Below are 25,237 nucleotides of genomic sequence, written 5' to 3'. Positions count from 1 at the left end.
ACAAAAACCATCCTATCACCATCCATACAGATGGTGATAGGATGGCCCATGCCAGCCAATAAACATCCAGCCGCCGCGGCCGCACTCGCACCGACCGCACCCGCGCCGTTGAAGACACCCGAGTCCGAGAAGATCACCATCAACATGGGCTTCGTCGACCTTGGCCACATCGACCTGATGGTGGCCGAGGGCTTCTATTCGAACCGCACCGACTTCATCCGCACGGCCATTCGCACCCACCTGGCGTCGCATGCCGACGTGCTGCGCCAGGCGGTGTCGCGCAAGACGCTGGTGCTGGGGCTGCAGAGCTTTTCCGTTGCAGACCTCGAGGCCGTGCGCGCCGCGGGCGAGACGCTGCAGGTGCGCGTGCTCGGCCTGGCAGTCATCGCGCCCGACGTGAGCCCGGCGCTGGCGAAAGCGACCATCGAGTCGCTCACCGTGCTGGGGGCGCTTCACGCGTCACCGGCCGTCAAGGCCGCACTGGCCGGACGCATCCGTTAGTCAACCGGCAACCACCTGGGCCACTCAATGAATCCACTTTTCTCGGGCTTGATGAAAGAGGCGGCCGACCTCACGCGCCACGGCCGCCTGGCCGAAGCCACCGAGGCAATCCAGCGTGCGTTGCGGGGCGGCGGTGCCGACGCGCAGTCCGCAGCGCCGGGCGCACCGGCCACGGATGCCGACGTGATCGACGTCGAGGCGCGCGTGATCGAAAGCGAACGCGGCGCGCCCTCGCCTCCATCCGCGGCCTCCTGCGCTGCGCCGCTCACGCCGCAAGACGCCGACCAGTGGACCCACGGCAGCTTCGCGCACCAGGGCCGCACGGTCGACTACATGCTCTTCGTGCCTGCGGTCGCTTCAGGGCAACCCGCAACGCCGCGCCCGCTGGTGCTGATGCTGCACGGCTGCACCCAGAACGCCGCGGACTTCGCGGCGGGCACGCGCATGAACGAACACGCGCGCGACAGCGGCGCGATCGTGCTCTACCCCGAGCAGCCGCAGCGCGCGCACGGCCAGAAATGCTGGAACTGGTTCAAGCCCCAGCACCAGCAGCGCGGCAAGGGCGAGCCCGCATTGCTTGCCGCACTCACCCTGCACATCGCAGAGCAACAACAGGCAGACCGCTCGCGACTCTATGTCGCGGGCCTGTCGGCAGGCGGCGCCATGGCGGATGTACTGGGCCACTGCTATCCGGACATCTACGCGGCCGTGGGCGTGCATTCGGGGCTGCCGCACGGCGCGGCGCACGACATGATGTCGGCGCTGAATGCGATGCGAAGCGGCCCGGCGCCCGTGCGCACCGCCGCAGACACGACCACTCCGCCCACCATCGTTTTTCACGGCGATGCGGACACGACGGTGCATGCGAGCAACGGGCTGGCCCTCGTCGCCGGTGCCACACCGGGCGAGGTGGGCGAAGGCCACTCACCGTCGGGCCGGCGCTTCACGCGCACGCACTACCCGCCGCACGCGGGCCATGCCGAGGCCGAACACTGGCGCCTTCACGCGGCGGGCCATGCCTGGTCGGGCGGCAGCGCACAAGGCAGCTACACACAGCCCGAGGGCGTCGATGCCAGCCGCGAGATGCTCCGCTTCTTCCTGGCGCATCGCCTGGACGCCGGCAAACTGAAATGACGCGCGCAAAAAAGGGCGCCAGCGGCGCCCTCTTCAAAGGCTGAAGTAACTCAGCCTTTCATGCAACTCAGCCCTTCATGGCCTTGATGCTGGCCTTGGCCTTGTCGTGGTCGGCCTTGGCCTGGTTCACACAAGCGCTCTTGGCATCGCCCGACTGGTCGTCGCACTTTTCCTTTGCCACTTCGTAGTTCATGGTGGCGGTTTCTTCGGCGACCTTCTTGGCGTGGCCGGCGGTGGGTTTGTAGTCTTGTTCGAGCTGGGCCTTGGCGACGTTCTCGGTGCCCTTGGCTTCCTTCTCGCACACGTCCTTGGCGTTGTCCTTCAGCGTGTCGCACTTGGCCTTGGCGACCTTGTAGTCGGCCGAGATCTTTTCCTTGGCGACGTTGTATTCGTCCTTGGTCATGGCGTTGGCGGCCGACATCGCGAAGCAGCTGGAAGCGATGGCCAGAACGAGAAGATGTTTTTTCATGGGAAGTCCCTCAGTAGTTGATTGATCTGTGGAGCCACCCTTTGCGGCTCCGGTGAATGCAATGTACGAAGGCCAGAATCCGCAGCGGGTAGGACGACACCGATCCCCCATCTAGGCTGCCACCACACGCATTCGCAGGCGGGTGGCGCGGCCCTTGCATGCCTGACAAATCACTCCCGGAGGAATCGCCATGAGGCTTCACCTGCAAGATGACCGTTACCGCCAGCGCCGACTGCCCCGTGGTCGCCATGCTTCGTCCGCGCAGCGGCGAGGCGCAATGGATGGTCAGCGAACGCTACGAGCTGCACCCCTGGGTGCCGACCACCGAGTACGTCGACAACTACGGCAACCTGTGCCAGCGCCTCAAGATCCCCCAGGGCGCGATGCGCATCGAGGTCGACATGATCATGGAGGCCGAAGCCGACATCGCGGTGGCGCCCGACGCAGGGGCCGTTCCGGTGGAAGACCTGCCCTTCGACGCGCTGCAGTACCTGCTGCAGAGCCGCTACTGCCCGTCCGACAAGATGGGCGAGCGCGCGCAGCAGATCGCCGGAAACGTGGCGCCGGGCTATGCGCAGGTGGAGGCCATTCGAAGCTGGATCCACGCCAACCTCGAATACAGGTACGGCGTGAGCAACGGCTCCACCGATGCGCTGCAGACCCTGAACGACGGCGCAGGTGTGTGCCGCGACTTCTCGCACGTCGCCATCGGCCTGTGCCGTGCGCTTCGCATTCCGGCGCGGCTGGTGGTGGGCTACCTCTACCAACTCGACCCCATGGACATGCATGCGTGGTTCGAGGCCTTCGTGGGCGGGCGCTGGTACACCTTCGACGCCACGCAAGACCGGCCGCGCGGCGGGCGCATCGTGGTGGCCTACGGCCGCGATGCCGCGGACGTGGCCTTTCTCTCCAACTACGGCCCGCTGGAAATGGGTGAAATGACCGTCACGGTGGACGAGGTCCGCGCCGGCACCACCCGCGTAGCGCTGCCAGCTTAGGCGCGGGCCGCCCTCGCCGCATTGCGCAGGTCACGAATCTGGTCGTGGTTGCGCTGTGCCGCCTGTGCCTGCGCCTGCACGATCTGCCGCACGCCCTGCGGCAGCTGTGCCTTCAAGGCCTTGCGGTAGCGCGCCACGGCGGCGTCTTCGCCGCGCTCGCATTCCTCCAGGATCGACAGCTCGCTGTTCGCGCCCACGGCGCCCTTGACATGCACCCAGCCGCGGTGCAGCGCACCCGAAGCCGTGCCGCCCTCGGCGGGCTTGCCGCCGTAAGTGACGATCACCTGCGAGAGCTGCGCGGCCGCTTCACGGCACTGCTCGGCGCGCGTCGCGAAGACTTCCTTCAGCCGCGCCGATTCGACTTCTTCGGCACAGGTGCGGAATCCGGCTTCGCCGTCGCGCGTGTTCTCGAGCACGTCGTTCAGCACGTCGACCACGTCGTCGTTGGAGAGCGGATCGCCTTCGGGGAAGGACATGTCTTCTTCACGCATGTAGAGCCTGTCGGCCCGCTCCCAGGCGGCGTGCGAGGCCGGGCGGGCCTGCTCCCATGAGAGCGACGACGCACCGCGGCGCGCCTCCCACTCGCGGGCAAGCGAGGGCTCGACGGCGGCGAACTCGTCGTCCGCCGTGGCGCGGCGGCTCCAGCCGAGTTCGTAGGCCGGCGCGTAGTGCTCGTAGCTCAGGCCGGGTTCGTAGTAAGGCTCGCGGGTGAACGAACCCTCCCAATGGCTGTGTTCCGCGGTCGGGTTGATGCGCTCCGCCACGGCCTTGCCGCCCAGGCCGCCGACAACGGCGCCCACGAGCATGCCTGCCACCGCACCGGCCGGGCCGCCGATGGCGCCCACCGCCGCGCCGGCCACGGCACCGCCCGTGGCGCCCGCACCGGTGCCCACCGGGTGCGCGCCCGGCTCGCCGGTGATCGGGTCCAGGTGCAGGTCGTCGCGGTCGGCTTGGTTCTTGATTTGGGTCATGGTGATTCCTTGCAAAAAATGGATGAAGGTCCGGTCTGTTTGTTCGGGTTGTTTGAGCACCATGGTTCGCCGCTTGCAACGCCCGCGAGGTCGGCGAGCGGCGCGGTGTGCTGTAGTCCATTCCGCGAGCACGGCGGTGCAGAATCCGGGCGAATGAATTCACTTCCGGTCGTCACCAGCGTGCACCTGAGCCCGGTGCACAAGTTCAGCAAGCCCGCGCAACTGGGCATCCGGCTGCTGCAGGGGCTGGGCGTGGAAGGCGACGCGCATTGCGGTGCGACCGTGCAGCACCGCTACGACAAGAGCCGCCGCCCCGCGAGCCCCAACCTGCGCCAGGTTCACCTGATCCAGGCCGAGCTGCTCGACGCGCTCGAAGCCGAAGGCTTCCGGGTGCATCCCGGCGAGCTGGGCGAGAACGTGTCGACGCGCGGCATCGACCTGACGGTGCTGCCCACAGGCACCCGGTTGCTGCTGGGCGACGAGGCCGTCGTCGAGCTCACCGGCCTGCGCAACCCCTGTGTCTACATCGAACGGTTCCAGGCCGGCCTGCTGGCGCAGATGCGCATCAGGCGCCCGGGTGCCTCCGTGAGCGTGCGGGCCGGCGTGATGGGCGTGGTGGTGCATGGTGGCCACGTCGGCGCGGGAGATGCCATCGTGGTCGAGCGTCCGGGCCAACCGTGGCGGGCGCTGAAGCCGGTCTGACGCGCGCAGCCGCCGAGGCGCACGCCGATACCATCGCCCGCATGGCCGACCTGCAAATCCCGATCCAGCGCGGCGCGCGCGAGCCTATCGCCGTGCAGATCAGCACGGGCCTGCGCGCCGCCATGCGCGACGGGCGCCTGGCACCGGGCGCGCGCCTGCCGTCGTGGCGCGACTTCGCGGCACAGCTCGGCGTGGCGCGCGGCACGGTGCGCCTGGCCTACGAACGGCTGATCGACGAAGGGCTGGTCGTCGCCCTCGGCGCGGCCGGCACGCGCGTCGTGCAACGGCCGCCGCCGGCGCAGGTGCCGTCCACGCCGGGCGAAGGGTCCATCGCAGACGACTTTGCGACCTTCCCCTCGGCCGCCTCGGTGTTCCAGATGGGCGTGCCCGCGCACGACGCCTTTCCCGCGCAGGTGTGGTCGCGCACGGTGGCGCGCGCGGTGCGCGCCGCGGCCAGCGCGCCGCAGGTGTACCCCGACCCGCGCGGGCTGCCCGCGTTGCGCGCGGAGATCGCGGCGCACCTGGCCATCGCACGCGGCCTCGCGTGCCAGCCGTCGCAGGTGTTCGTGACCACGGGCTACGCCGGGGCGCTGTCGCTGGCCGTGCACGCGCTCGGCTTGGCGGGCGGCGCGGCGTGGGTGGAAGACCCGGGCTACCCGCTGGCGCGCCGCGCGCTGGGCCTGCTGGGCATCGGGGTGGTGCCGGTGCCGGTCGACACCGAAGGGCTCGACGTGGCCTGCGGCATCGCCCGCGCGCCGCAGGCCGCGCTTGCGCTGGTCACGCCGGGACAGCAGGCGCCGCTGGGCGTGGCGCTGTCGCCGCGGCGGCGCCTGGCACTGCTCGGCTGGGCCGCGCGCTCGAAGGGCTGGATCGTCGAGGACGACTACCTCAGCGAGCTGCAGCTGCAGGGCCGCGCCGTGCCCGCGCTGGGCGCACGCGACCCGGCCGCGCGCGTGCTGCACATCGGCTCGTTCAGCAAGACACTCAGCCCGACCCTGCGGCTCGGCTTCCTGGTGGTGCCGCCGGGCGAGGTGCAGCGCTTCACGCGCGCCGCCGCGGTGCTGTCGCCCGCGGCCTCACCGCTCACGCAACGCGCGCTGGCCGAGTTCATGCGCGAGGGCCACTACCTGCGGCACCTGCGGCGCATGAAGCGCCTGTACCTGTCGCGCCGCGACGCGCTGACCGCCGCGCTCGACGCAATGTCGGCCACCTACATCCGGGCGGGCCTCGCGGTGCTGCTGCGGCTGCCGCCGGGGCTGCACGACGACGTGGCGCTGGTGAAGGCGGCGCGCTCGCACGACCTGTCGCCCACGCCGCTCTCGCCGTGGTACGCCGTGCCCGGCCCCGAGCGCGCGGGCCTGCTGCTGGGCGTGACCAACCTGCACGAGGACCGCGCCCGCGCGACATGCGAACGCCTGATGCGGCTGATCGAACGGCGCGCCTGACGCAGCCCTTGCGCTGCGCAAACGCGCGCATGGTCCACTGCGCGTTGCAATTCTTGGGTCTACCGCGTGCGCGCCGCGGTCCGCAGAATTCCTTCATGCACCCCACTCTGATGAAGGACACGGAATGAACCCGACCCGCGCGATGCCCCCGGGCTTCGCCATCCGGCACGCCGACAGCGAGGCCGAGCTGCAGGCCTGCTGGCCTGCCATGCACGCGCTGCGGCCGCACCTGCGCGATGCGCGCGACCTGGCCGAGCGCGTGCACCGCATGCGCGAAGACGGCTACCGCCTGCTGGCCGTGTGGCGCGGCGATGAAGCGATCGCGCTCGCGGGCTACCGGCTGCAGGAGAACCTGGTCTACGGGCGCTTCCTGTACCTCGACGACCTTGTCACGCTCGAACGCGAACGCGGCGGCCAATGGGGCGCGCGCCTGATCGAAGCGACCACGCGCATCGCCGAGGAAGCCGGCTGCGCAAAGCTGGTGCTCGACACCGGCCTGGCGAACTCGCTGGCGCAGCGCTTCTACTTCCGCCAGGGGCTGCTGACCGGCGCGATGCGCTTCAGCAAGGTGCTGGGAGGTGCGGCGCAATGAAGAACATCCTGCACATCACGGCCAGCCCGCGCGGCAACGCGTCGTTCAGCGCCAACTTCTCGCAGCGCATCGTGGAGCGCCTGCTGGCGCGCGATCCCGACGCGGTGGTCGTGCGGCGCGACTTCGGCGCCCTCGGCCTCGCGCACATCGACGAGACCTACGGCCACACGCTCGCGGGCTCCTGGCCGATGCGGCCCGACGCGTACGAGCGGCCCGGCTCGCTGGCGCAGTCGGAGCGGCTGATCCGCGAACTCGAGGAGGCAGATGCGGTCGTCATCGGCACGCCGATGCACAACTACACCGTGCCCTCGGTGCTGAAGGCCTGGATCGACCATGTGCTGCGCGCGCACCGCAGCTTCGGCTTCTCGGCAGAAGGCAAGGTGGGCCTGCTCGCGGACCGGCCGGTGTACATCGCCGTGGCGTCGGGCGGGGGCTACACGGGCGAAGGGGCGCGGCAACCCGACTTCCTGACGCCGTACCTCGAGGCCGTGTTCAAGACCATCGGCATCCGAGACCTGCATTTCTTTGCGCTGCAGCACACGGTGATGGGCGAGGCGGCCGTGGACAGCGCCCTGCGCGGCGTGCAGACGCTGCTCGACCGGAGGCTGCCGATGCCGCTCGCGGCGGTGTGACGGCGATGTGAAGTCGGGGTTGCCGGCGACCGGCTGCGGTGCCTCGCTAGCTCCTGAGGCTCACACCGATCTGGCGGCGCATTTCGTCCGCCAGCGGATGCAGCACTTCGGCCTTGCGCGCGCCGACCACGCCGTAGCCCAGCCCCTTGTCGGCCCAGGCATAGCCGGCGACCGGCCCTTGCCCTTCGATCGGCCGCATCACCGGCGTGTCCTTGTCGACCTCCATCGGCCTGACCGTCAGCGCGAGCCGCGAGCCGCCGGCATCGTCGTACATGAAAAGCCCGGCCGGGCCGTGCGCCGTCATGACCAGGCGCCCGCCGATGAAGTTGTAGCCCGAGGCCGACAGATCGGGAATCGCCACCTTGCGCCCGAGCCGCGCGGAAACCCAGTCGACCAGTTCCGTGCGCTGCGACGGCCCCATCTCCACGGGCCGCTCGGTGTCCGACGCATAGACGGCGTAGCTGCGCGCGGCCTCGCGCGCCAGGGCGGCGATGCCGGCATCGCCGCCGGTGGGCACGCCGCCGCGCAACGACCATCCGGCGCCGGTGCCCAGCCCGAGTGCCAGCACGACGGCCGCGACCATGCCCCAGGGCCAGCGGCGGTGCGGCGCGTGCCGGTCGCCTCGTTCGCGCTGCGCGTGCGTTTCCACCAGCCGCGCCAGGTTCAGCGAAGGCGGCAGCGGCTCCTCTGCGATGGGTGCAAGGGCCGCCCGCAGGTCCTGCCGGTGCGCGGCGTAGGCCTCGACCTGGCGCGCCGCCTCGGGGTGGTGGGCCAGGTACTCGCGCACCTCGCGGCGGCGCGGCGCATCGAGCGCGTCATCGACGTAGGCGTGCAGGTCTTCTTCGAGGATGGGGCGTGCGTCCATGGGGTCGCCGTTCATTGGAGTACTCGCAGTTTGGGGCGCGCCGGGGCTTGCGCGTCGGAAGGCGCGGCCGAAGGCATCGGGTCGACGCCGTCGAGCATGCGGTGCACGCGCTGGCGTGCGCGCGCCAGCCGCGACATGACGGTACCGATGGGAATGTCGAGCGTCGCGGCGGCCTGCGCGTAGCTCATGTCTTCGACCGCCACGAGCAGCAGCACCGCGCGCTGGTCCTCGTGCAGCAGGTCGAGCGCGCGCATCAGCTCGTGGTGCGTCACGCGGTGCTCCTGCTGCGCGGGAGTGCTCAGTTCGGCCTCGTCGATGTCTTCCACGGCCACGTGCAGGCCGCGGCGCGACTGCTGCCGCAAGCGGTTCATCGCCAGGTTGTGCAGGATGGCAAAGACCCACTGGCGCGTGTCCTCGGCCTCGCGCCGCTGGCCCCAGCGGCTGATGACGCGCTCCAGGCAGTCCTGCACCAGTTCGTCCGCCGATTCGCGATCGCGCAGCAAGGCGCGCGCGTAGCGCCGCAGTGCGGGGATCATCGGCTCGACGAGAAGGAGCAGGTCGTTCATGTTCCGGACATCGCAGCGTGCAACGGCGCCGCGCCTTACAGGCTCTGCACCTGGACCGGGGTTCCGGGCTTGCCGTCCGATTGTGGCGCGATCACCAGGTAGCGCTTGCTGTCCGTGGGAGCAGCGCCCTGGATCTGCTGGCGGATCGGGCCGATGGCGTTCACGATCGCGGCGCCCGCGGGGTTGGTCATGAAATTCGCCAGCGGCTGCAGCGTGCCGCTGCCGTCCGGCTGGTCCGACAGCGCGAGCACGTAAGGCTGCCTGGGCACGAGGCCCGTGGCCGAGGCCTGCAGCACCTGCAGCAGGCCCTGGTCGAACAGCGCAACGCTGGTCGGCGGATTGCCGGTGGACGAGGCTTTCCGTGCCTCGGGTGTCACCAGCGCAAGGTGCGCGACCTGGCCCGACAAGCCGGGGGCCTGCAAGCCCTGCAGGCCGTCGCCTGCTTCCACCGGCACGGCGTTGGGCACATAGGCGATGGCCTGGGGCGCCTGGCCCACGGGCACGGTCGCGACCACGGTGTTGCTGTCGGTGTCGATGGCCGCGAGCGCGTCGGCGTTCTCCAGGCCCACGTAGACGCGCTTGCCGTCGCCCGAAGGCCAGATGCCGTGCGGCAGCTTGCCCACGGGAATGGTCGCGACCTGCGAGAAGTCGTCGGTGCGGAACACCTTGACCACGTTCAGGCCGCCGATGGTCACGTAGGCGAAGCTGCCCTTGCGGTTGGTGACGAAATTCACGTGGTTGGTGATCGGGCCCGTGTCGAATGACTTGATCACCGCGAACGGCGGCTTTGCGTCGAACACCATCGTGCGGCCCACGTCCTTGAGCGTCATCCACACCTGCTTGCCGTCGGGCGAGGCGGCGATGTTGGGGCAGAAGGGGCTGTCCTGCTTCACGCGGCCCACGGTCTGCTTGGTGGCGGTGTCGATCACGACCGTCTCGGGGTTGAACGACGAGCACACGTAGCCGTACGTGCCGTCGGGCGAGAAGATCTGCATGCCGGGGCCGCCGGGCGTGGTGATGCGTGTCTTCTCCTCGAAGGTGGCCGCGTCGAGCACCGACACGTAGTTTTCACCGCGCACCGTGACCCACACCTCCTTGCCGTCGGGGGTGTAGAAGGCCTCGTGCGGCGAGCGGCCGACGTAGGTGGTGTGCTTGACCGCGTTGGTCGCGGTGTCGATGAAGGTGACGGAGTTCGAGCCGATCGACACCACGGCCAGCGTGCGGTGGTCCGGCGAGAAGCCCATGCCGTGCACCAGCACCTGGCCCTTGTAGAGGGGGCTGAAGTTGCCGGGCGACGGGTCGCCCAGGCGAATCACGCCGAGCAGCTTGTTGTCGACCGGGTCGGTGACCGACACCGTGTTGGAGAACTGCTCGGCGGTGTAGACCCGGTCGCGGTGGCTCATGGGAACGTCGGCATTGGCGGCTGCGCCCGGCGCCTGGCCGGCCTGTGCGCAAGCGGCAGTGGCGGCCAGCGCGGTGGCGGCCAGGATGTGGAAGAGGCGGTGCTTTTTCATGGTGTCGCTCTGGGGGTTGATGCGCGGGTTGATGCGTGGGTTGATGCCTGATATGCGCGGGAACGGGCGTGAGCCGAGGGAACGGCGGCAGGCCTACATGCGACCGGCCTGCGTGGGCGCGGGGGTCGAGGGCGGCAGCGGCTGGCCGAGCGCGAGGCGCATGGCGGCAATCTCCTGCTGTTGCTCGACGATGATTTCCTGGGCGATGCGGCGCAGCTGCTCGTTGCCGCCATGGCGCAACTCGGCCAGCGCCATGTCGATCGCGCCCTGGTGGTGGGCGATCATCATGTCGGCGAAGTCGCGGTCGACGTCGCCGGAGGGCTTGATGTTCATGCCGGCCATCATCTTGGTCATGGCGGCGTCGTTCTCCGCAGCGAAGCCGGCCTCGGCCGGGTCGCGGCTGGTGCAGATGTCCATCAGCCCGGCCATCGCGGCCGCGCTTGGGCTGCCGGGCGGCATGTGTGTCGCGGCAAGAGCCGCCGCGGCGCAGGCGATGGCCGCGGTGCCGGCAGCCAGTGCGCCGGGGCGTAGCACGCCGCGTCTGAATTTCATCTGCATGGGTGTCCTCTTGGTGGATGGCACTGGGCCGTCACAGAGGTAGACACCGCGGCCGGGGGCTTATTCCGGCGGGGCGAAAAGAAATGCGTCGCCGGGCGTGCCGCTGCGCTGCGGCACCGCCGGGCCGGCCGGTTGCGTCAAGCCCCGACGCGGCCGGCGCAAGCCTCGTTCACAACAGGTCAGCGGGCTGCGTCTGCCCGCACCGGCAGCACCCAGCCAGGCCGGATGAAATGGCAGGTGTAGCCGTCGGGCCGGTGCTCCAGGTAGTCCTGATGCTCGGGCTCGGCCTGCCAGAAGTCGCCTGCGGCAGCGACCTCGGTGACCACCTTGCCGGGCCACAGGCCCGAGGCGTCGACGTCGGCGATGGTGTCCAGCGCCACGCGCCGTTGCTCGTCGCTGGTGTAGTAGATCGCCGAGCGGTAGCTCAGGCCCACGTCGTTGCCCTGGCGGTTCTTCGTGCTCGGGTCGTGCAGCTGGAAGAAGAACTCCAGCAGCTTGCGAAAGCTGATGCGCTCGGGGTCGAACAGGATCTCGATCGCCTCGGCGTGGGTGCCGTGGTTGCGGTAGGTGGCGTTGGGCACGTCGCCGCCCGAATAGCCCACGCGGGTGGAAAGCACGCCGTCGTAGCGCCTGAAAAGCTGTTGCATGCCCCAGAAGCAGCCGCCGGCGAGCACTGCGCGTTCTTGACTCATGAGATCTCCTTGACTTGGTCCAGATAGGCTTCGTAGCCCTCTTGCGCCATGCGGTCCCGGGGAACGAAGCGCAACGAGGCCGAGTTGATGCAATAGCGCAAGCCACCCTGCGCCTTGGGGCCGTCCGGGAACACATGGCCCAGGTGGCTGTCGCCCTGCGCCGACCTGACTTCGGTGCGAACCATGCCGAGGCTGGCGTCCTTCAGTTCGCTGACGTGCGCCGGCTCGATCGGGCGGGTGAAGCTGGGCCAGCCGCAGCCGGACTCGTACTTGTCCGACGACGCGAACAGGGGCTCGCCCGACACCACGTCGACGTAGATGCCGGGCGCCTTGTTGTCCAGGTATTCACCGGTGCCGGGGCGCTCGGTGCCGTTCTGCTGGGTGACGCGGTACTGCTCGGGGCTCAGCCTGGCAATGGCGTCCGGGTCTTTTCGATAGTCGGGCATGGGGGTCCTTCAGAGGTTTCGGGCTCCAGCTATCTGGGTCCGTGCGTGTCGATATTCAACCGGTGCATGGATTTCACCCGAAATCGCCAGGCCCCGCAGCGAACGCGGTGTTCCAGACCCCACGATGCCGACGCGGCCTGCCCCTTGCCATGGGCCCAGCGCCTGATGACCCCAGTGGTCCAGTCGACGGGGCTCACTCCACCTTGCGATTCAGACGTCGACCCGACCCGTGGCCGAACCCGCCTCCAGGCGATGGTGGATCGCGCGGATCAATGCCGTGTCGTCGCTGCACGCGTCGGCCACGACCATCACCACACATGCTTCGCCGTTCAGACGGGCGTGCGTGGCCGCGTCCAACGCGGCGCGCACGCACGCAGCGATGGACGAGCGCTCGTCATGGGCAGGGATGGCGATACCGAGCATGCGGCGGCCTTCGCAAAGTGTCGTTGGCCGCCAGCGCGGCCTGGGCAAGGTCGACCCGCCTGCCGAGGCACTTCGGCAGGTGCATCAGGCGGTCTCGCCCATTGGCAGCGGCGGATTGGCCTCACGGGCGAAGTCCCTCGGTTTGCCAAGCGCGTCGATGAACAGCGCCGTGGCCTCGGTCGCTGCGGCGGCGTAGGCCAGGATCAGCGCAGCGTCCGGTGACCCGTCTGCCAGGGTAAGCGGGATCTGCGCTTCCACGAGCAAGGCCTCGGACGCGCCCAGCACCAGGATCGGCTTGCAATGCCAGTACTGATCCCGCAGGAATTCGAGCGTGTGGGCATCCGCGGCGAGCGCTTCCACCCCGGCCGCGCCGTCGGGCAGGACCAAGCCATCGAACAGGAAGCCAGGCGAGTTCTCCATGGTGGCATCGGCGTGGAATGTCTCGCCGCCGGCTGCGGTGTAGGTGCCCAGCCGGGGGGCGATCAGCCGCGGCACGGCGCCTTGGGCGAACAGTCCCGCCACCAGGGCCTGAAGCGATGCACCTTCCACCCCTTGGGCGACCAGCACGGCGACCTTGCGCGTGCGGACGCTCCCGTCTCCCGGCCGCGCCAGCAGCGACAAGGCGGGCGAGTTCTGCACTTCGGCCGCCGCGGGTGTCTCGATCGCTGGAGGCAGCGCCTCGGGCAGCGCCATGCCGAGGTCTTGGGCCACCTGCGCAGCGAGCGACTCGGACGCATTGCGAAGCATCGCGACCGTGCGCTCCCGGATCGCAGGGACGGTGACCTTGGACAGCTCGAAGCGAAACGCCCGAGCGATGTGCGCCTTCTCGTCGTCCGTCTGGCTCTCGAAGAACAGGCGCGCCTGCGTGTAGTGGTCGGCGAATTTCTCGGGCTTGATGCGCACCTTGTCGGCGCTCTCATTGGCATCGATGCGTCGAGCCACGCTGGCAAAGCCTTGCGCCGCGCCCGCCTGGAAGGGGCAGCCGCCGGCGAGCGAATTGGGCTCATAGGCCACGCGTCCGCGGTGGATGGCCTGACGGTGCATCCCGTCTCGCTGGTTGTTGTGAACCTGGGCAATGGGCGCATTGATCGGCAGTTCGTGGAAATTCGGGCCGCCAAGCCGGCTGATCTGGGTGTCCACGTAGGAGTGGATGCGGCCTGCGAGCAACGGGTCGTTGGTGAAATCCAGGCCCGGCACGATGTGGGCCGTGCAGAATGCGACCTGTTCGGTCTCGGCAAAGAAATTGTCCGGGTTGCGGTTGAGCACCATGCGGCCCACGATCTGCACCGGCACGAGCTCCTCGGGGATCAGCTTGGTGGCGTCCAGGATGTCGAAGCTGAACTGCTCAGCCTGCGCTTCAGTGAAGATCTGCAGGCCCAGCTCCCATTCGGGGTACTCGCCCGCATCGATCGCCTCCCACAGGTCGCGCCGGTGGAAGTCCGGATCCGCACCGGAGATCTTGACCGCCTCCTCCCACACCAGCGAGTGCGTCCCCAGCTTCGGCTGCCAGTGGAACTTGACCAGCACCGACTCGCCCGCCTCGTTGACGAGCCGGAAGGTGTGTACGCCAAAGCCTTGCATCATCCGGTAGCTGCGCGGAATCGCGCGGTCCGACATCTGCCACATCAGCATGTGCGTGGACTCCGGCATGAGCGACACGAAATCCCAGAAGGTGTCGTGCGCACTGGCCGCCTGCGGCATCTGGTGATGAGGCTCGGGTTTGACAGCGTGGATCAGGTCCGGGAACTTGATCGCGTCCTGGATGAAGAACACCGGCATGTTGTTGCCCACGAGGTCCCAGTTGCCCTCGTCCGTATAGAACTTCACGGCAAAGCCGCGCACGTCGCGCGCGGTGTCCTTGGAGCCGCGCTCGCCAGCGACGGTCGAGAAGCGCACGAATACCGGTGTCACCTTGCCGGCCTCCTTGAAGGGCGCTGCCTTCGTGTACCGGGTGAGCGGCTCGTAGCACTCGAAGAATCCATGCGCGGCCGAGCCGCGCGCGTGCACGATGCGTTCAGGAATGCGCTCGTGGTCGAAGTGCGTGATCTTCTCGCGCAGGATGAAATCCTCCAGCAGGACCGGACCGCGCGCGCCCGCCTTCAGCGAGTTCTGGTTGTCGGCAACAGGCACGCCCTGGTTGGTCGTGAGCACCTGCCCGCTTGAATCGACGCGCACGTGATCGAGCGTGCCGATCGTCGCGTTGACACCTTCCACGGCGGCGGTGCCGACCTTGTCCGACGCATTGGCCTCCGAGAGCGTGCTGCCCGTGGGCAGGCGCGAAGGCGAGCTCACGTGCAGGCCCACCGGCGCTTCCTGGCCGTGGTTTTCGTGTTCGAAGGCTTTGTTCGAGTTCTCGGGCATGGACGCGGCAAGCGCCTGTGTGTCGATCGCCCTCTGCGCGGGTGCGTCGCCTGACCCGGCGGCAGCAGGGGCCGGTTGCGAAGGTGCGCTGTCGGTGTTTCGGGCGGCAGCTCGTGCGGCCACGAGCTCGGGGGTGGGTCTTTTGGCCATGATGGAATGTGGGGTTCGAGTGGCATGCGGCAACGGCGCCGACATGCAGCGTAGAGACCGCGCCGCGCCTCGTGCTGTAGGACGCAATCCCTCTGCACGGCAACCCCCAAATTCAGGTTCAATCTTGATCTGGGTTAATGCAATCACCTCCGACATGACGCACGATGGCGCCCTCGCCCGACCTATGCTGACCAACTCCGTCCTCCTGAACCGCGCCACCACGCTGCCCGATGCCGAGCGCGACCGGCTGGAGTCCGCCATCTCCAGCGTTCGGACATTCAACGCGGGTGAGATCGCGGTCCACCAGGACAGGCCAATCAACATCAGCCTGCTGCTCGTCGAAGGCTTCATGACACGGCACGTGGACGCGCGCGATGGCAAGCGGCACCTTGTCGCCGTGCATGTGCCGGGCGATTTCGTCGACCTGCATGCGTTCACCCTGAAGCGGCTTGATCACGACGTGGGCGCGCTCACGGATGTGCGCGTCGCGGTCTTCACGCATGAAGCGCTGGAACAGATCCAGCATGACGACAGCGACCTGGCACGGCGCCTGTGGTTCATCACGATGCTCGATGCCGCGCAGCATCGCCAGTGGATCTATCGGCTGTCCAGCCTCACCGCGCTGCAACGTGTGGCTCATTTCTTATGCGAGACCCATGCCCGTCTGCTGGCGGTGGGCCGGTCTCGCGACCATGGGTTCTCGCTGCCGATGACGCAGTCGGACATCGGCGAGGTGTGCAGCCTGACGAACGTGCACGTCAACCGTGTCTTGCGGGATCTGCGCGAGATGAGGCTGTGCCAGGTGCGCTCATCGCAGGTGCAGATCCTCGACCTCGCCGGGTTGGTGAAAGCGGCGCTGTTCGAACCTGGATACCTTTATTTGAATGCGCGCGTGGCCGCCGAGGCGGTTGGGCAAACTGGAGAGTCCCATGATGGATAACAAGACCGCGCTTCATCCGCGCGAAGACGCGGGCGTGGCCACGGCGATCGATGGCGTGGTGGTACTGGATGGTCCCGACGGCGTGGCCGTCACCATGACCGCGGATGCCGCCACCCGGACGGCCGACAGCCTGCACGCCGCGGCGAACGAAGCCCGTCGGCACACAAGGCAGGGCCCCGACGCCGCGCACGCCGTCGTCGGCGGGTCGTGAGCCTTGCTGCATCCGCAACGCCCCTGCCAGACAGCCTGTGAAGGTGATTCACGAGCGTGTCTCGCGTGCGAAGGCCTCGGGCCTGCGCAAAGCCGTGCGGCTGTTTCTCTTCTGAAGGCAATGGCCAACATCCGGAGGCGTACGCCGCATGGCTAAAGATTTCTTGCGCAAGATCGAGCATGCGGCTCTTCCGATCGAGGTTCGAAATCCCCAGGACATTCGCAATGCCGCCATCTTGCGCGCTGCGGGGATGCTGGAGGCGATCCTGCCGCCGGAGCCGTTCGACGCTCACAGCACAGGCACCATCCTGCGCATCACGCCGCTGGGACGCGCAGAGCTCAGGCGTGACACCGACGCGGGAGGCCGCGCAGGCCACACATAGGCGGCACGACTGGTGGACTGCGGGCCTTGTCCGTGCGCACGACGGCCAACCGGTGGCCCCTGAAGACATCTCGCGTGTGATGCACAGCGAGCTTCAGCGAGTCAGCGTCCGGCGAACGGACGAAAAAAAACCGGCCCCGTCAGGCCGGTTTTTCAGAAGACATTCCCGGGGTCAGTAACGACCGCCGCCAAAGCCGCCATTGCCGTAGCCGACGTCGGAGCGTTTGGCTGTGCTGTAACCGGCCGCGCTGTAGCCACCCGAGCCGCTCCCCTCTTCGCGGGGACGGGCCAGGTTCACCACGATAGAGCGCCCATCGACGGACATCCCGTTCAGGCCGGTGATGGCGGCCTGAGCAACCTCGGCAGAGCCCATTTCCACAAATGCGAAGCCCTTGGAGCGACCGCTTTCGCGATCCATCATGACCTTGGCCGAAGAAACCCGGCCGAACTCGGCAAAGTTGCTTTCCAGGATGGAATCGGTCACGGAAAAGGGCAGGTTGCCCACGTAAATTTTGACGCTCATGAAAAGAGCCTTTCTGAATGAAGGTGCGCGACGAATGGCGCGACGGTGAAACCAGGATCTTCGGATCGGGAGTCCGCAGCAACTGGCACAAGTGAGTGGGATCTATGCCGGTAGCGCATCAGCACTCAGCGGGTGAGGCATGCACGTTTGCAGCCACGCCTGTGTGACCGCAAGAAGCCGGGCAGCTTCGCGCGAGGCAAAGGCCTTGTCGAGCTGGAATACCCGACATGAGCTGCCATCGCTCCGAGATCTATGGACCGAGAAAGAGGCGCGAAAGCGGCCGCAGTCGGTCGGATGTGTCGCGGGCGAAACGACGAACTTGCCCATGGAAATGCCGATATTTGGAATCTAATTTGTCCGGGACCGCAGGTTTGAATCAACGTGCGTGAGCCAACTAGGAACTCGGTTGGCTGCAGCTCTACAGACCAACAGGCGACGACAGTCGCGACACAGGGCCTGCAGGGTGAGGGTGACCTCATGAACAGGCGTTGCGAGGAGGCACTGAGGCTGCCGTTGCAACGGCAACTATTATAACCCCCAGCAGCAATAGACGCCGCTCATTAATATTTTTGGTATTAAAGGGACGCGTTAGCCAGCCGCGGACATTCCCAAGAACCAACGCTTGCTGCATCTTCGTTGCACACCCACCGGGTCGACTCACCATGGCGCGCCGCGGTTGCAGTGTGCGCAGCCAACGTGTGCATCTGGGGCGGCTGTACCTGCAGGAGCCTCGCCGCCGGTGGCCACCCCAAATATGCGCTTGCTGCCAAGCCGCTACCCGCGACCCCCCGCAATGCGGACCCGACCGCGCCCACCGGGCGGACGGGGCGGCATTGACGTAGCAGCCGCCCTCACCCGCCGCAGCGCGTCGCGCGCCAGGAGATAGGCTTCGATCTGCTTTTCGCCCATGACGATCAGGCCTTGCCGATGCGACGCCTTGGCAGGGGACTGGCGGTTCGCCGAAAAGATTGAGCCGAAACCGGAAGACATGTTGACTCCTTTCCTCAAGCGGAACGTTGGACTACGGGTTACAAGGGCCGTCGCCGCACCTGACGGGTGCTTCCCTACTGCGGTCTTGCAGGCTCACGCGAAGCCGAGGACGCAGCCGCGGAGCGGCCGAAGGCTGCCGTCTTGATCCTTGGCATCTGGAACCTCCAGCGCGGCGGGCGCGACTCGGGAAAGTCGAACTTCGAGAGCTCTTCGCGCCCCTTCTGGGTGACCGCAAGCACCTGGGCAGCAGGGGGCGACCCCGACAGGGTCTGGGAACCCGAAGACGAAGGAACCAGTGCGACGACGAGGCCGGCGGCCCGAAGCACCCTGACGCTGTCGATGTCTTCGTTGCGGTAGAACGAAACGGGCAGTCGAGAGCCCGCAATTTGCCTGAGCAAGTTCATGGTCATTTCAGTACCTCCTTGTCGGTCGACCAGATTTCGACGGCAAGGAAGATAGACCTTCCTGCGGCAGATTTCAAGAGGTCGGACGCGGCGAGTGGCAGCCTCTCGCATACGAAAAAAGACCGGCCGCCAGGCGCGCCATCGCAGCATGTGGCCCAAGGTCCGTCGATGCAGGTGAGGCCTGCGTTCGCGACAAGTCTTTGACGCGACTTTCTTTCGTGTGCGATTCGGTTCGGCGCAGGTCGTACTCGACAGCTTGCCATTGCGCTCGGCGCCCAGCGCGATCTTCTGGATGGTGTGCGGCCGGTAGCCGTGCCCGGTGAACATCTGCGTGCGCGTGTAGACCACCTTGACGGGTCGCTTGAATTCGCTCCCATGAAGCGGCCACTGCCCTTCCCAGATCCGGCGGCATTGGCAACGACGACACAGCGGCAAGCACCGAAGCGCGGCACTCGATCTGATCCGGTCCTTTGGGCCCGCAACTGATCACACAGGCGGCGCAGTTTGCCGGGCAGACTTCCCGCATGGAACATGCCCCGGATCAGCGAATGTCTTGCAGCGATGGCGCGGTGCCCCTGTCTGCGGCGAGCCGCGTCCCGCCAGCTGCCGAACGCGCGCTCCACGACGTGCTTGATCGACTGGGGCCATCGGTTTTCGCTGGTCTGCTCGACGCCGATGGCGTTCTTCGCTACGCCAACCATGCGGCGCTGCGAGCCGTCGGCTGCACGCCGGAGCAGGTGATCGGCCGGCGCTTCGACACCACGCCCTGGTGGCAAGGGTGCGATTTGTCACGGCAGCGGCTGCAGGGGGCATTGGCAAACGCCTTGCGCGGAGAAGCCTCGCGCTTCGATGCGCGCATCGTCACGGACGGTGTTCACACACTCGTCATGGATTTTTCGCTGCTGCCGCTGTATGGCCCTGATGGACGGGTGGTGTGGCTCATACCTTCTGCGTGCGACGTCAGCGAGCGGGAGCAGGCCCAGCGCCAATTGCTGTTGACCCGCCATGCCGTTGAACAGGCCAACGATGCGCTGTTCCTGGTGGGGCCCGACAGTGCCTTTCACGATGCCAACGCAGCCGCCTGTCGACTGCTGGGCATGGACCGCCGACAGGTGCTGCGACTGCGCGTGGCGGACGTCGACACTCAGATGGAGGGGGCGGCATGGCCCCAGTGCTGGCGCCAGCTGAGCGAGCGAGGTTCGCTGCGCTTCGAGACCAGCGTTCGCCACGACGAGGGTCATGAGATTCCGGTTTCTGTCTCCGTCAGTCTTGTGACGAGTGACGGCGAGACTTTCGCTCATGTCTGCATGGACGACTTGCGGGAGCGCCGAACTGCTGAACGCCGCATTCAGCAACTGCTGCGCTTCGACGAACTGACGGGTCTTCCGAACCGCCAGGGCCTCTTTGAAAGCTTGGTCGCCACGTTGCAGACCAGCGCCCAAACGGCGGTCCTGGTCGTGGAACTCGACCGCTTCAAGCGCATCAACGATGGCCTCGGTCTCCAGGTCGGCGACGCGGTGTTGCGTGAAATGGCACAGCGAATAGTCGCCACTGTGCGCGGCGTCGACCTGGTGGCGCGCCGGGGCGGCGATGAGTTCGTGATCGTGATGCCCGCCCCTTCGGATTCGACGCTTCCCACGGCGCAAGCGCTGCTTGGGGCCATCGCCCAACCCCTGACGATCGAAGGCCACGAGATCCACCTGACCTGCAGCATCGGCGTCGCGGTGGCACCAGAAGACAGCGACAGCGCCGATCCATTGATACGCCGTGCCAATGCCGCGCTGCAACAGGCCAAGCGGCTGGGCCGCAACCAGGTCTGCGTCTACGCCGGCGCGGAGCACGATGACGACCCCGAACGGCTGACGCTGGAGACTGCGCTGCGCCATGCGCTGCACGACGAGCAATTCGAACTGCACTACCAGCCACAAGTCGACTTGAAGCACGGACGCATCGTGGGCGTCGAGGCCCTGCTGCGCTGGCAGCACCCGACGCTGGGCAATATCGCCCCCGATCGTTTCATCCCCATCGCCGAAGAGACCGGCCTGATCGTCGCCATCGGTGACTGGGTATTGCGTTGCGCGATAGAACAGGCAGCGGCCTGGCAGCGTGCCGGGCTGCCGCCGCTGCGCATGGCGGTGAACCTGTCTGCGCGCCAGTTGGTGCAGCCTGACCTGGCATGGCGCATCGAAGGACTGCTCGCCGCGGCCGGGTTGGACCCCCGACTTTTTGGTGTCGAGGTGACCGAAAGCACGCTGATCGTCAATTTCAATCAAGCGGTGCAACACCTGCAAGCGCTCCGGGCGCTGGGCGTCGAGGTCTCGCTCGACGACTTCGGCACTGGCTACTCAAGCCTGGGTTATCTGCGCCGTCTGCCAGTGGACGTGGTCAAGATCGACCGCTCGCTGGTGCCGGACGTGGCGGCACCGGCTGACGATGTGTCGATCACGCGAGCCATCATCACCATGGCGCACCGGCTGCAGATGAAGGTGCTTGCCGAAGGCGTCGAGAGCGAAGGCCAGGCAGCCTCGCTGGCCGCCAACCGATGCGACCAGATGCAAGGATATTGGTTCAGCGCCGCAGTGACGGCTGCCCAGATCGAGACGATGCTGCTCGAGGGACGTCAGGTTGATCCTGTGCTGCTCGGACAAGGCTCCGCGCAGCGTACCTTGCTGCTGGTTTGCAGCGATGAGAGCAACGTCGCAGCGCTGCGCCGGCATCTGCTCACCGACGGCTGGCAGGTACTCGACGCCCCCGACGCCGAGCAGGCACGGCAGCTGATGTCACGGCAACTGGTGGACGCGGTCCTTTCTGAGCACCGCATGCCGAAAACGGCCGGCCTGTAAATGCTGGGCGAGGACAAGGAGCATTGCTTGCCGCCCAAAATCGACCCAGTGTTGGATTCCGCCGCTCTTTGACCCTAGATTGCCGCTCGCGCTGCGCGACGCTCTTCTCGACGGGCTCAATGTCATGGGCGGGTGCTGCCGCCTCTGGCAGCCAAGGCCGAACGAGCGTGCATCAGCCGCTGCTACGCCGCCGAGTCGCTGCGCCCTTGCCGATCCCCCCTGCCCCACTTCACACAACGCGACCAATCCGCCGCGCTCAGGTCAAGGCCGGAAATACAGATCGGAGAAACTCCCACGAATGTGTTCGCCCGTCGGTGCGTAATCGTGCACCTTCTTCGCCGCCACCGTGATAGCCGGGTTGGCCCCCAGTTCGATCGACGGAATGTCCCGGTGCACCGCCTGCTGGAAGTCGATGAAGAGCTGTCGGCGCCGGGCCTCGTCCACCTCGACGGCGGCCGCTTCCAGCAGCCTGTCGACCTCGGGGTTCACGTAGTGCGCCGCGTTGGAAAAAGGCAGCCCGATCTTGAAGTTCTTCGACCAGAACACGCGCTGCACGCCCACCGTGGGGTCGAACAGGTTGGTCAGGCTTTCCAGCGTGATGTCGAAGGCGCGCTCGGTATAGGCCTTGGTCACGTAGGTGGCGAAGTCGTAGCTCTCCACCGCCGCGTCGATGCCGATGCGCCCCAGCGACTGCCGCACGAAGTCGGCGGCGCGCCGCTCCTGGAAGGGGTTGTAGAGCACGCGCAGCTTCAGCCGCGTGCCACCTGCCCCACCGGCGCCTCGCTTGAAGCCCGCTGCGTCCAGCAGCGCCTCGGCCTCCTTCGGGTTGAAGGGGTAAGGCTGGATGCTCGCGTCGTGGTAGCGGCCGATGCCCTTGCCGATGGGCGATGCGGACAAGGTGCCGTAGCCGTACCAGACGGTCTTGGCGAAGGCGTTCACGTCGATGGCCTGCGCAATGGCGCGCCGCACCTCGATCTTCTGCAGCGCCGGCGTGTCCAGGTTGAAATAGATCTGCTGGTGGCTGCCCAGGTACGGCGAGATGCGCGTGTCGATCTGCACGCCCGGCAGCTTGCCGAAGCGCTCCACGTCCGACAGAGGAATGCCGCCCGTGCCGTTGGCCAGGTCGGCCGCGCCCGACTCCAGCGCAGCCGCGCGCGCCGCCGAGTCGAGCACGAAGCGCACCACCACCCGGTCGAGATAGGGCTTGGGCTTGTCCCAGTAGTCCGGGTTGCGCTCCAGGATGATGTGGCTGCCCTGCACCCACTCCTTGAAGACGAAGGGGCCGGTGCCCACGGGCGCGCTGTTGTACTTGTTCGACGCGATGTCCGTGCCCTCGTACAGGTGCTTGGGCACGATCGGCGATTCGGTCGAGGCCAGCGCGGTCAGCAAGAACGGCGACGGCTTGCTCAGCACGATGACGGCCGTGTGCGGGTCCGGCGTCTTCACGTCCACCACGTTGGCGAAGGTGCCGCGCCCGCGCGGGTGCACCTGCTTGAGCGTGAGGATCGAGAACGCGACGTCGGCCGAGGTGAAATCTTTTCCGTCGTGCCACTTCACGCCCTTGCGCAGCGCGAAGGTGTATTGCAGGCCGTCCTTGCTTTGCGACCAGGCGGTCGCGAGCAGCGGCTTGGGCTTGAGGTCGTAGTCGTAGGTGAGCAGCCCCTCGACGATCTTCGGGCCGATCTCGGCATTGCCGCCGGCCGTGGTGGTCAGTGGCACGATCGATGCGGGCACCGGGTTGACCAGCCAGGTCAGTGTGCCGCCCGCGCGCGGCTGCGCCGCCACCGTCCATGCGGTGAAGACCGCGAGCACGGCAACCGCCGCGTGGCGCACGACCGAGCGTGCCCCTTTCCATTGCTTCATGTGAACCTGTCGCTGTTGTGTGGAGTCGAGAGTCGAAAAATCCCGGCGCCCTCACACCGGGAGACGCGCGCGGCGCTCAGAACGCGGGAATGACAGCGCCCTTGTATTTGTCCTGGATGAACTTGCGCACTTCCGGCGTGTGCAGGGCCGCCACCAGTTTCTTCACCGCCGGCGAGGCCGCGTTGTCCTTGCGCGCCGCGATGAAGTTGGCGTAGGGCGAGTTCTGGCCACTCTCGATGAAGAGCGCGTCCTTGGCCGGATCGAGCTTGGCTTCGAGCGCGTAGTTGGTGTTGATCAGCGCCAGGTCGACGTCGGGCAGCGCGCGCGGCAGCTGGGCGGACTCGAGTTCGCGGATCACCAGCTTCTTCGGGTTCGACACGATGTCGCGCGCGGTCGACTTGATGTTCGACGCGTCCTTCAGCTTGATGAGCCCCTGCTTGGCCAGCAGCGACAGCGCGCGGCCCGAGTTCGACGGGTCGCTCGGTATCGCGATGACGGCGCCGTCGCGCAGCTCCGAGGTCTTCTTGATCTTCTGCGAGTACGCGCCGAAGGGCTCGATGTGCACGTCGCTGTTAGGCACTTCGACGATGTCGGTCTTGCGGTCCTTGTTGAAGGAGTCGAGATACGGCCGGTTCTGGAAGAAGTTGGCGTCCAGTTGCTTGTCGCTCACCGCGAGGTTGGGCTGCACGTAGTCGTTGAAGACCTTGACCTCCAGGTCTACGCCCTGCGCCTTGAGCTGCGGGCGAATGAACTCGAGGATCTCGGCGTGCGGCACCGGCGAGGCGGCCACGCGCAGCGCTTCCTGCGCGTGCACGGAGGCGCCCAGGCCGGCGACAGCCAGCACCATCACGGACAGCGCGCGTTGAAATGGAATCGTCATCGTTAAGTTCCCTCGAAGAAAGTTGGTGTAACGACGCGCAGGTTAGTGGCGCGGCATGCGCCGCCCAAGCGATGAATTGGCGGTTGCTTATCTGTTTTGGGAGCAAGGCCGCGTGCAAGGCTCGCCACGGTCTGCGACGATGCATGGCAACGAAAACAATGGAAGCACCCGATGCCACAGACCCTCACCGCGGACATGGCCGCACGCTTCGCCGACATCGCACTCGGCCATGTCACCCGCGAGTACCCCAACAAGCCCGACCACACGCTGGCGGGTCCGCTGGACGCGCGCACCCCGAGCGACATGCACCCGGTGTTCTACGGCAGCTACGACTGGCATTCCTGCGTGCACGGCTACTGGATGCTGGCGTATCTGCTGCGGCGCTTTCCGGGCATTGCGCCGGCAGAAAGAATCGAGCGCCTGTTCGACCAGCAGTTCGTTCACGACAAGGTCGCGGTCGAATGCGCCTACCTGGCGCAACCCACGGCCCGCGGTTTCAAGCGCCCCTACGGCTGGGGCTGGCTGCTCAAGCTGGCCTCGGAGCTGGCGCAGCATTCCACGCCGCGGTGGGCCACCGCACTGGCCCCGCTGGCCGAGGTGTTCGCGCAGCGCTACCGTGACTTCCTGCCCCTGTCCACCTACCCCGTGCGCGTCGGCACGCATTTCAATACGGCCTTCGGCCTTCGCATGGCCGCCGACTATGCGCAGGTGACGTCCGACACCGCACTGGCCGACCTGCTGCTGGGCACCGGCCGGCGCTGGTACGGCGACGACACCGATTGCCCGGCCTGGGGCGAACCCAGCGGAGACGACTTCCAGTCTTCCGCACTGATCGAGGCCGAATGCATGCGGCGCCTTCTGCCGGCCGCCGAATTCATTCCCTGGCTGGACCGCTTCCTGCCGCGCATCGCCACGCAGGCGCCGGCCACCCTCTTCCGCCCGGCCAGCGTTTCCGTTCGCACCGACGGGAAGCTCGCGCACCTCGACGGCCTGAACCTCAGCCGCGCCTGGTGCTGGCGGAGCATCGCGTCGGCGCTGCCCGCCGGCGATGCGCGCCGTGCGGTGGCGCTGCAGGCGGCCGACGACCATCTCGCCGCAGGGCTGCCCCACATCGCCGGCGACTACATGGGCGAGCATTGGCTCGCGAGCTTCGCGGTGCTGGCGCTGGAGGCCTGAGCCTCAG

The 25,237-nt window shown here is 67.4% G+C and carries 27 protein-coding genes; 12 read left to right on the top strand and 15 right to left on the bottom strand.

Annotated elements, in window-relative coordinates; all coding sequences use genetic code 11:
• Positions 1-48 precede the first annotated feature (48 nt).
• Positions 49-501, top strand: a complete 453-nt coding sequence (locus tag AC0IYU_RS29580) for a CopG family transcriptional regulator (RefSeq protein ID WP_472124571.1) — start codon at positions 49-51, stop codon at positions 499-501.
• A 27-nt stretch (positions 502-528) separates the two neighbouring features.
• Positions 529-1,635 carry an extracellular catalytic domain type 1 short-chain-length polyhydroxyalkanoate depolymerase gene (locus AC0IYU_RS29575; protein WP_472124568.1) on the top strand — a complete coding sequence of 369 codons (1,107 nt, stop codon included), beginning with the start codon at positions 529-531 and terminating at the stop codon, positions 1,633-1,635.
• A 67-nt stretch (positions 1,636-1,702) separates the two neighbouring features.
• On the opposite strand, the gene AC0IYU_RS29570 is transcribed toward AC0IYU_RS29575, so the two are convergent.
• Positions 1,703-2,104 carry a hypothetical protein gene (locus tag AC0IYU_RS29570; protein WP_435440682.1) on the bottom strand — a complete coding sequence of 134 codons (402 nt, stop codon included), beginning with the start codon at positions 2,102-2,104 and terminating at the stop codon, positions 1,703-1,705.
• A gap of 209 nt (positions 2,105-2,313) precedes the next feature.
• Between AC0IYU_RS29570 and AC0IYU_RS29565 the strand changes: the two genes are divergently transcribed.
• Entirely contained in the window at positions 2,314-3,102 is a 789-nt protein-coding gene (locus tag AC0IYU_RS29565) for a transglutaminase-like domain-containing protein (RefSeq protein WP_472124566.1), read from the top strand.
• Here AC0IYU_RS29565 and AC0IYU_RS29560 read toward each other — a convergent pair.
• On the bottom strand, positions 3,099-4,073 hold the full coding sequence (locus AC0IYU_RS29560; protein ID WP_472124563.1) for a ferritin-like domain-containing protein: 975 nt from the start codon (positions 4,071-4,073) through the stop codon (positions 3,099-3,101). The genes AC0IYU_RS29565 and AC0IYU_RS29560 overlap by 4 nt on opposite strands.
• Before the next feature lie 153 nt (positions 4,074-4,226).
• Here AC0IYU_RS29560 and AC0IYU_RS29555 point away from each other — a divergent pair, with 153 nt between their 5' ends.
• From AC0IYU_RS29555 to AC0IYU_RS29540, 4 genes are all read left to right on the top strand, one after another.
• Entirely contained in the window at positions 4,227-4,775 is a 549-nt protein-coding gene (locus tag AC0IYU_RS29555; RefSeq protein ID WP_472124561.1) for an MOSC domain-containing protein, read from the top strand.
• Between the two features lie 41 nt (positions 4,776-4,816).
• Positions 4,817-6,220 (top strand): MocR-like pyridoxine biosynthesis transcription factor PdxR, encoded by a 1,404-nt coding sequence (gene pdxR, locus AC0IYU_RS29550; RefSeq protein ID WP_472124558.1) that lies wholly within the window; start codon positions 4,817-4,819, stop codon positions 6,218-6,220.
• A gap of 124 nt (positions 6,221-6,344) precedes the next feature.
• Positions 6,345-6,812, top strand: a complete 468-nt coding sequence (locus AC0IYU_RS29545) for a GNAT family N-acetyltransferase (RefSeq protein ID WP_472124555.1) — start codon at positions 6,345-6,347, stop codon at positions 6,810-6,812.
• Positions 6,809-7,444 carry an FMN-dependent NADH-azoreductase gene (locus AC0IYU_RS29540; protein WP_472124552.1) on the top strand — a complete coding sequence of 212 codons (636 nt, stop codon included), beginning with the start codon at positions 6,809-6,811 and terminating at the stop codon, positions 7,442-7,444. The genes AC0IYU_RS29545 and AC0IYU_RS29540 overlap by 4 nt, the downstream gene beginning before the upstream one ends.
• A 46-nt stretch (positions 7,445-7,490) precedes the next feature.
• Here AC0IYU_RS29540 and AC0IYU_RS29535 read toward each other — a convergent pair whose 3' ends face one another.
• The 8 genes from AC0IYU_RS29535 to AC0IYU_RS29500 all read right to left on the bottom strand — a co-directional run bounded on the left by AC0IYU_RS29535 (position 7,491) and on the right by AC0IYU_RS29500 (position 15,019).
• Entirely contained in the window at positions 7,491-8,324 is an 834-nt protein-coding gene (locus AC0IYU_RS29535; RefSeq protein WP_472124549.1) for an anti-sigma factor family protein, read from the bottom strand.
• Positions 8,321-8,875 carry a sigma-70 family RNA polymerase sigma factor gene (locus tag AC0IYU_RS29530; protein WP_472124546.1) on the bottom strand — a complete coding sequence of 185 codons (555 nt, stop codon included), beginning with the start codon at positions 8,873-8,875 and terminating at the stop codon, positions 8,321-8,323. The genes AC0IYU_RS29535 and AC0IYU_RS29530 overlap by 4 nt, the downstream gene beginning before the upstream one ends.
• Positions 8,876-8,910: 35 nt before the next feature.
• Complete coding sequence (locus AC0IYU_RS29525) at positions 8,911-10,389, bottom strand: YncE family protein (RefSeq protein ID WP_472124543.1); 1,479 nt, start codon at positions 10,387-10,389, stop codon at positions 8,911-8,913.
• Positions 10,390-10,482: 93 nt separating this feature from the next.
• The gene (locus AC0IYU_RS29520; RefSeq protein ID WP_472124738.1) at positions 10,483-10,818 is read right to left on the bottom strand and encodes a DUF305 domain-containing protein; all 336 of its coding nucleotides are present in this window, start codon (positions 10,816-10,818) and stop codon (positions 10,483-10,485) included.
• Positions 10,819-11,126: 308 nt separating this feature from the next.
• Positions 11,127-11,639 (bottom strand): peptide-methionine (S)-S-oxide reductase MsrA, encoded by a 513-nt coding sequence (msrA, locus tag AC0IYU_RS29515; protein WP_472124540.1) that lies wholly within the window; start codon positions 11,637-11,639, stop codon positions 11,127-11,129.
• On the bottom strand, positions 11,636-12,085 hold the full coding sequence (gene msrB / locus AC0IYU_RS29510; RefSeq protein ID WP_435486045.1) for a peptide-methionine (R)-S-oxide reductase MsrB: 450 nt from the start codon (positions 12,083-12,085) through the stop codon (positions 11,636-11,638). Before msrB ends, msrA begins: the two co-directional genes overlap by 4 nt.
• A 210-nt stretch (positions 12,086-12,295) precedes the next feature.
• On the bottom strand, positions 12,296-12,508 hold the full coding sequence (locus AC0IYU_RS29505) for a hypothetical protein (protein WP_472124537.1): 213 nt from the start codon (positions 12,506-12,508) through the stop codon (positions 12,296-12,298).
• An 84-nt stretch (positions 12,509-12,592) separates the two neighbouring features.
• Positions 12,593-15,019 (bottom strand): catalase, encoded by a 2,427-nt coding sequence (locus AC0IYU_RS29500; protein WP_472124735.1) that lies wholly within the window; start codon positions 15,017-15,019, stop codon positions 12,593-12,595.
• A 184-nt stretch (positions 15,020-15,203) separates the two neighbouring features.
• Here AC0IYU_RS29500 and AC0IYU_RS29495 point away from each other — a divergent pair, with 184 nt between their 5' ends.
• From AC0IYU_RS29495 to AC0IYU_RS29485, 3 genes are all read left to right on the top strand, one after another.
• On the top strand, positions 15,204-15,959 hold the full coding sequence (locus AC0IYU_RS29495) for a Crp/Fnr family transcriptional regulator (protein WP_472124534.1): 756 nt from the start codon (positions 15,204-15,206) through the stop codon (positions 15,957-15,959).
• On the top strand, positions 15,952-16,170 hold the full coding sequence (locus tag AC0IYU_RS29490; RefSeq protein ID WP_435487880.1) for a hypothetical protein: 219 nt from the start codon (positions 15,952-15,954) through the stop codon (positions 16,168-16,170). Before AC0IYU_RS29495 ends, AC0IYU_RS29490 begins: the two co-directional genes overlap by 8 nt.
• Before the next feature lie 148 nt (positions 16,171-16,318).
• On the top strand, positions 16,319-16,552 hold the full coding sequence (locus AC0IYU_RS29485) for a hypothetical protein (RefSeq protein WP_472124532.1): 234 nt from the start codon (positions 16,319-16,321) through the stop codon (positions 16,550-16,552).
• A 171-nt stretch (positions 16,553-16,723) separates the two neighbouring features.
• Here the strand turns inward: AC0IYU_RS29485 and AC0IYU_RS29480 are convergent, their stop codons facing one another.
• The 3 genes from AC0IYU_RS29480 to AC0IYU_RS29470 form a co-directional block, all read right to left on the bottom strand.
• Entirely contained in the window at positions 16,724-17,074 is a 351-nt protein-coding gene (locus AC0IYU_RS29480) for an RNA recognition motif domain-containing protein (protein WP_435440923.1), read from the bottom strand.
• A gap of 102 nt (positions 17,075-17,176) precedes the next feature.
• Positions 17,177-17,401, bottom strand: coding sequence for a hypothetical protein (locus AC0IYU_RS29475; protein WP_435487882.1), 225 nt, complete (start codon positions 17,399-17,401; stop codon positions 17,177-17,179).
• Positions 17,402-18,138: 737 nt separating this feature from the next.
• Positions 18,139-18,816 (bottom strand): hypothetical protein, encoded by a 678-nt coding sequence (locus AC0IYU_RS29470; RefSeq protein ID WP_472124530.1) that lies wholly within the window; start codon positions 18,814-18,816, stop codon positions 18,139-18,141.
• A gap of 176 nt (positions 18,817-18,992) precedes the next feature.
• Between AC0IYU_RS29470 and AC0IYU_RS29465 the strand changes: the two genes are divergently transcribed.
• Positions 18,993-21,311 (top strand): EAL domain-containing protein, encoded by a 2,319-nt coding sequence (locus tag AC0IYU_RS29465; RefSeq protein ID WP_472124529.1) that lies wholly within the window; start codon positions 18,993-18,995, stop codon positions 21,309-21,311.
• Between the two features lie 261 nt (positions 21,312-21,572).
• Here the strand turns inward: AC0IYU_RS29465 and AC0IYU_RS29460 are convergent, their stop codons facing one another.
• Together AC0IYU_RS29460 and AC0IYU_RS29455 are read right to left on the bottom strand one after the other, a co-directional pair.
• Positions 21,573-23,174, bottom strand: coding sequence for an ABC transporter substrate-binding protein (locus AC0IYU_RS29460; RefSeq protein ID WP_472124526.1), 1,602 nt, complete (start codon positions 23,172-23,174; stop codon positions 21,573-21,575).
• Between the two features lie 76 nt (positions 23,175-23,250).
• Positions 23,251-24,054 (bottom strand): MetQ/NlpA family ABC transporter substrate-binding protein, encoded by an 804-nt coding sequence (locus tag AC0IYU_RS29455; RefSeq protein ID WP_472124524.1) that lies wholly within the window; start codon positions 24,052-24,054, stop codon positions 23,251-23,253.
• A 171-nt stretch (positions 24,055-24,225) separates the two neighbouring features.
• Here AC0IYU_RS29455 and AC0IYU_RS29450 point away from each other — a divergent pair, with 171 nt between their 5' ends.
• Positions 24,226-25,230, top strand: a complete 1,005-nt coding sequence (locus AC0IYU_RS29450) for a DUF2891 domain-containing protein (RefSeq protein ID WP_472124521.1) — start codon at positions 24,226-24,228, stop codon at positions 25,228-25,230.
• Positions 25,231-25,237: the final 7 nt, after the last annotated feature.

The organism is Variovorax sp. AC103 (assembly GCF_979254005.1).
This window is presented reverse-complemented; position numbering and strand designations above follow the sequence as displayed.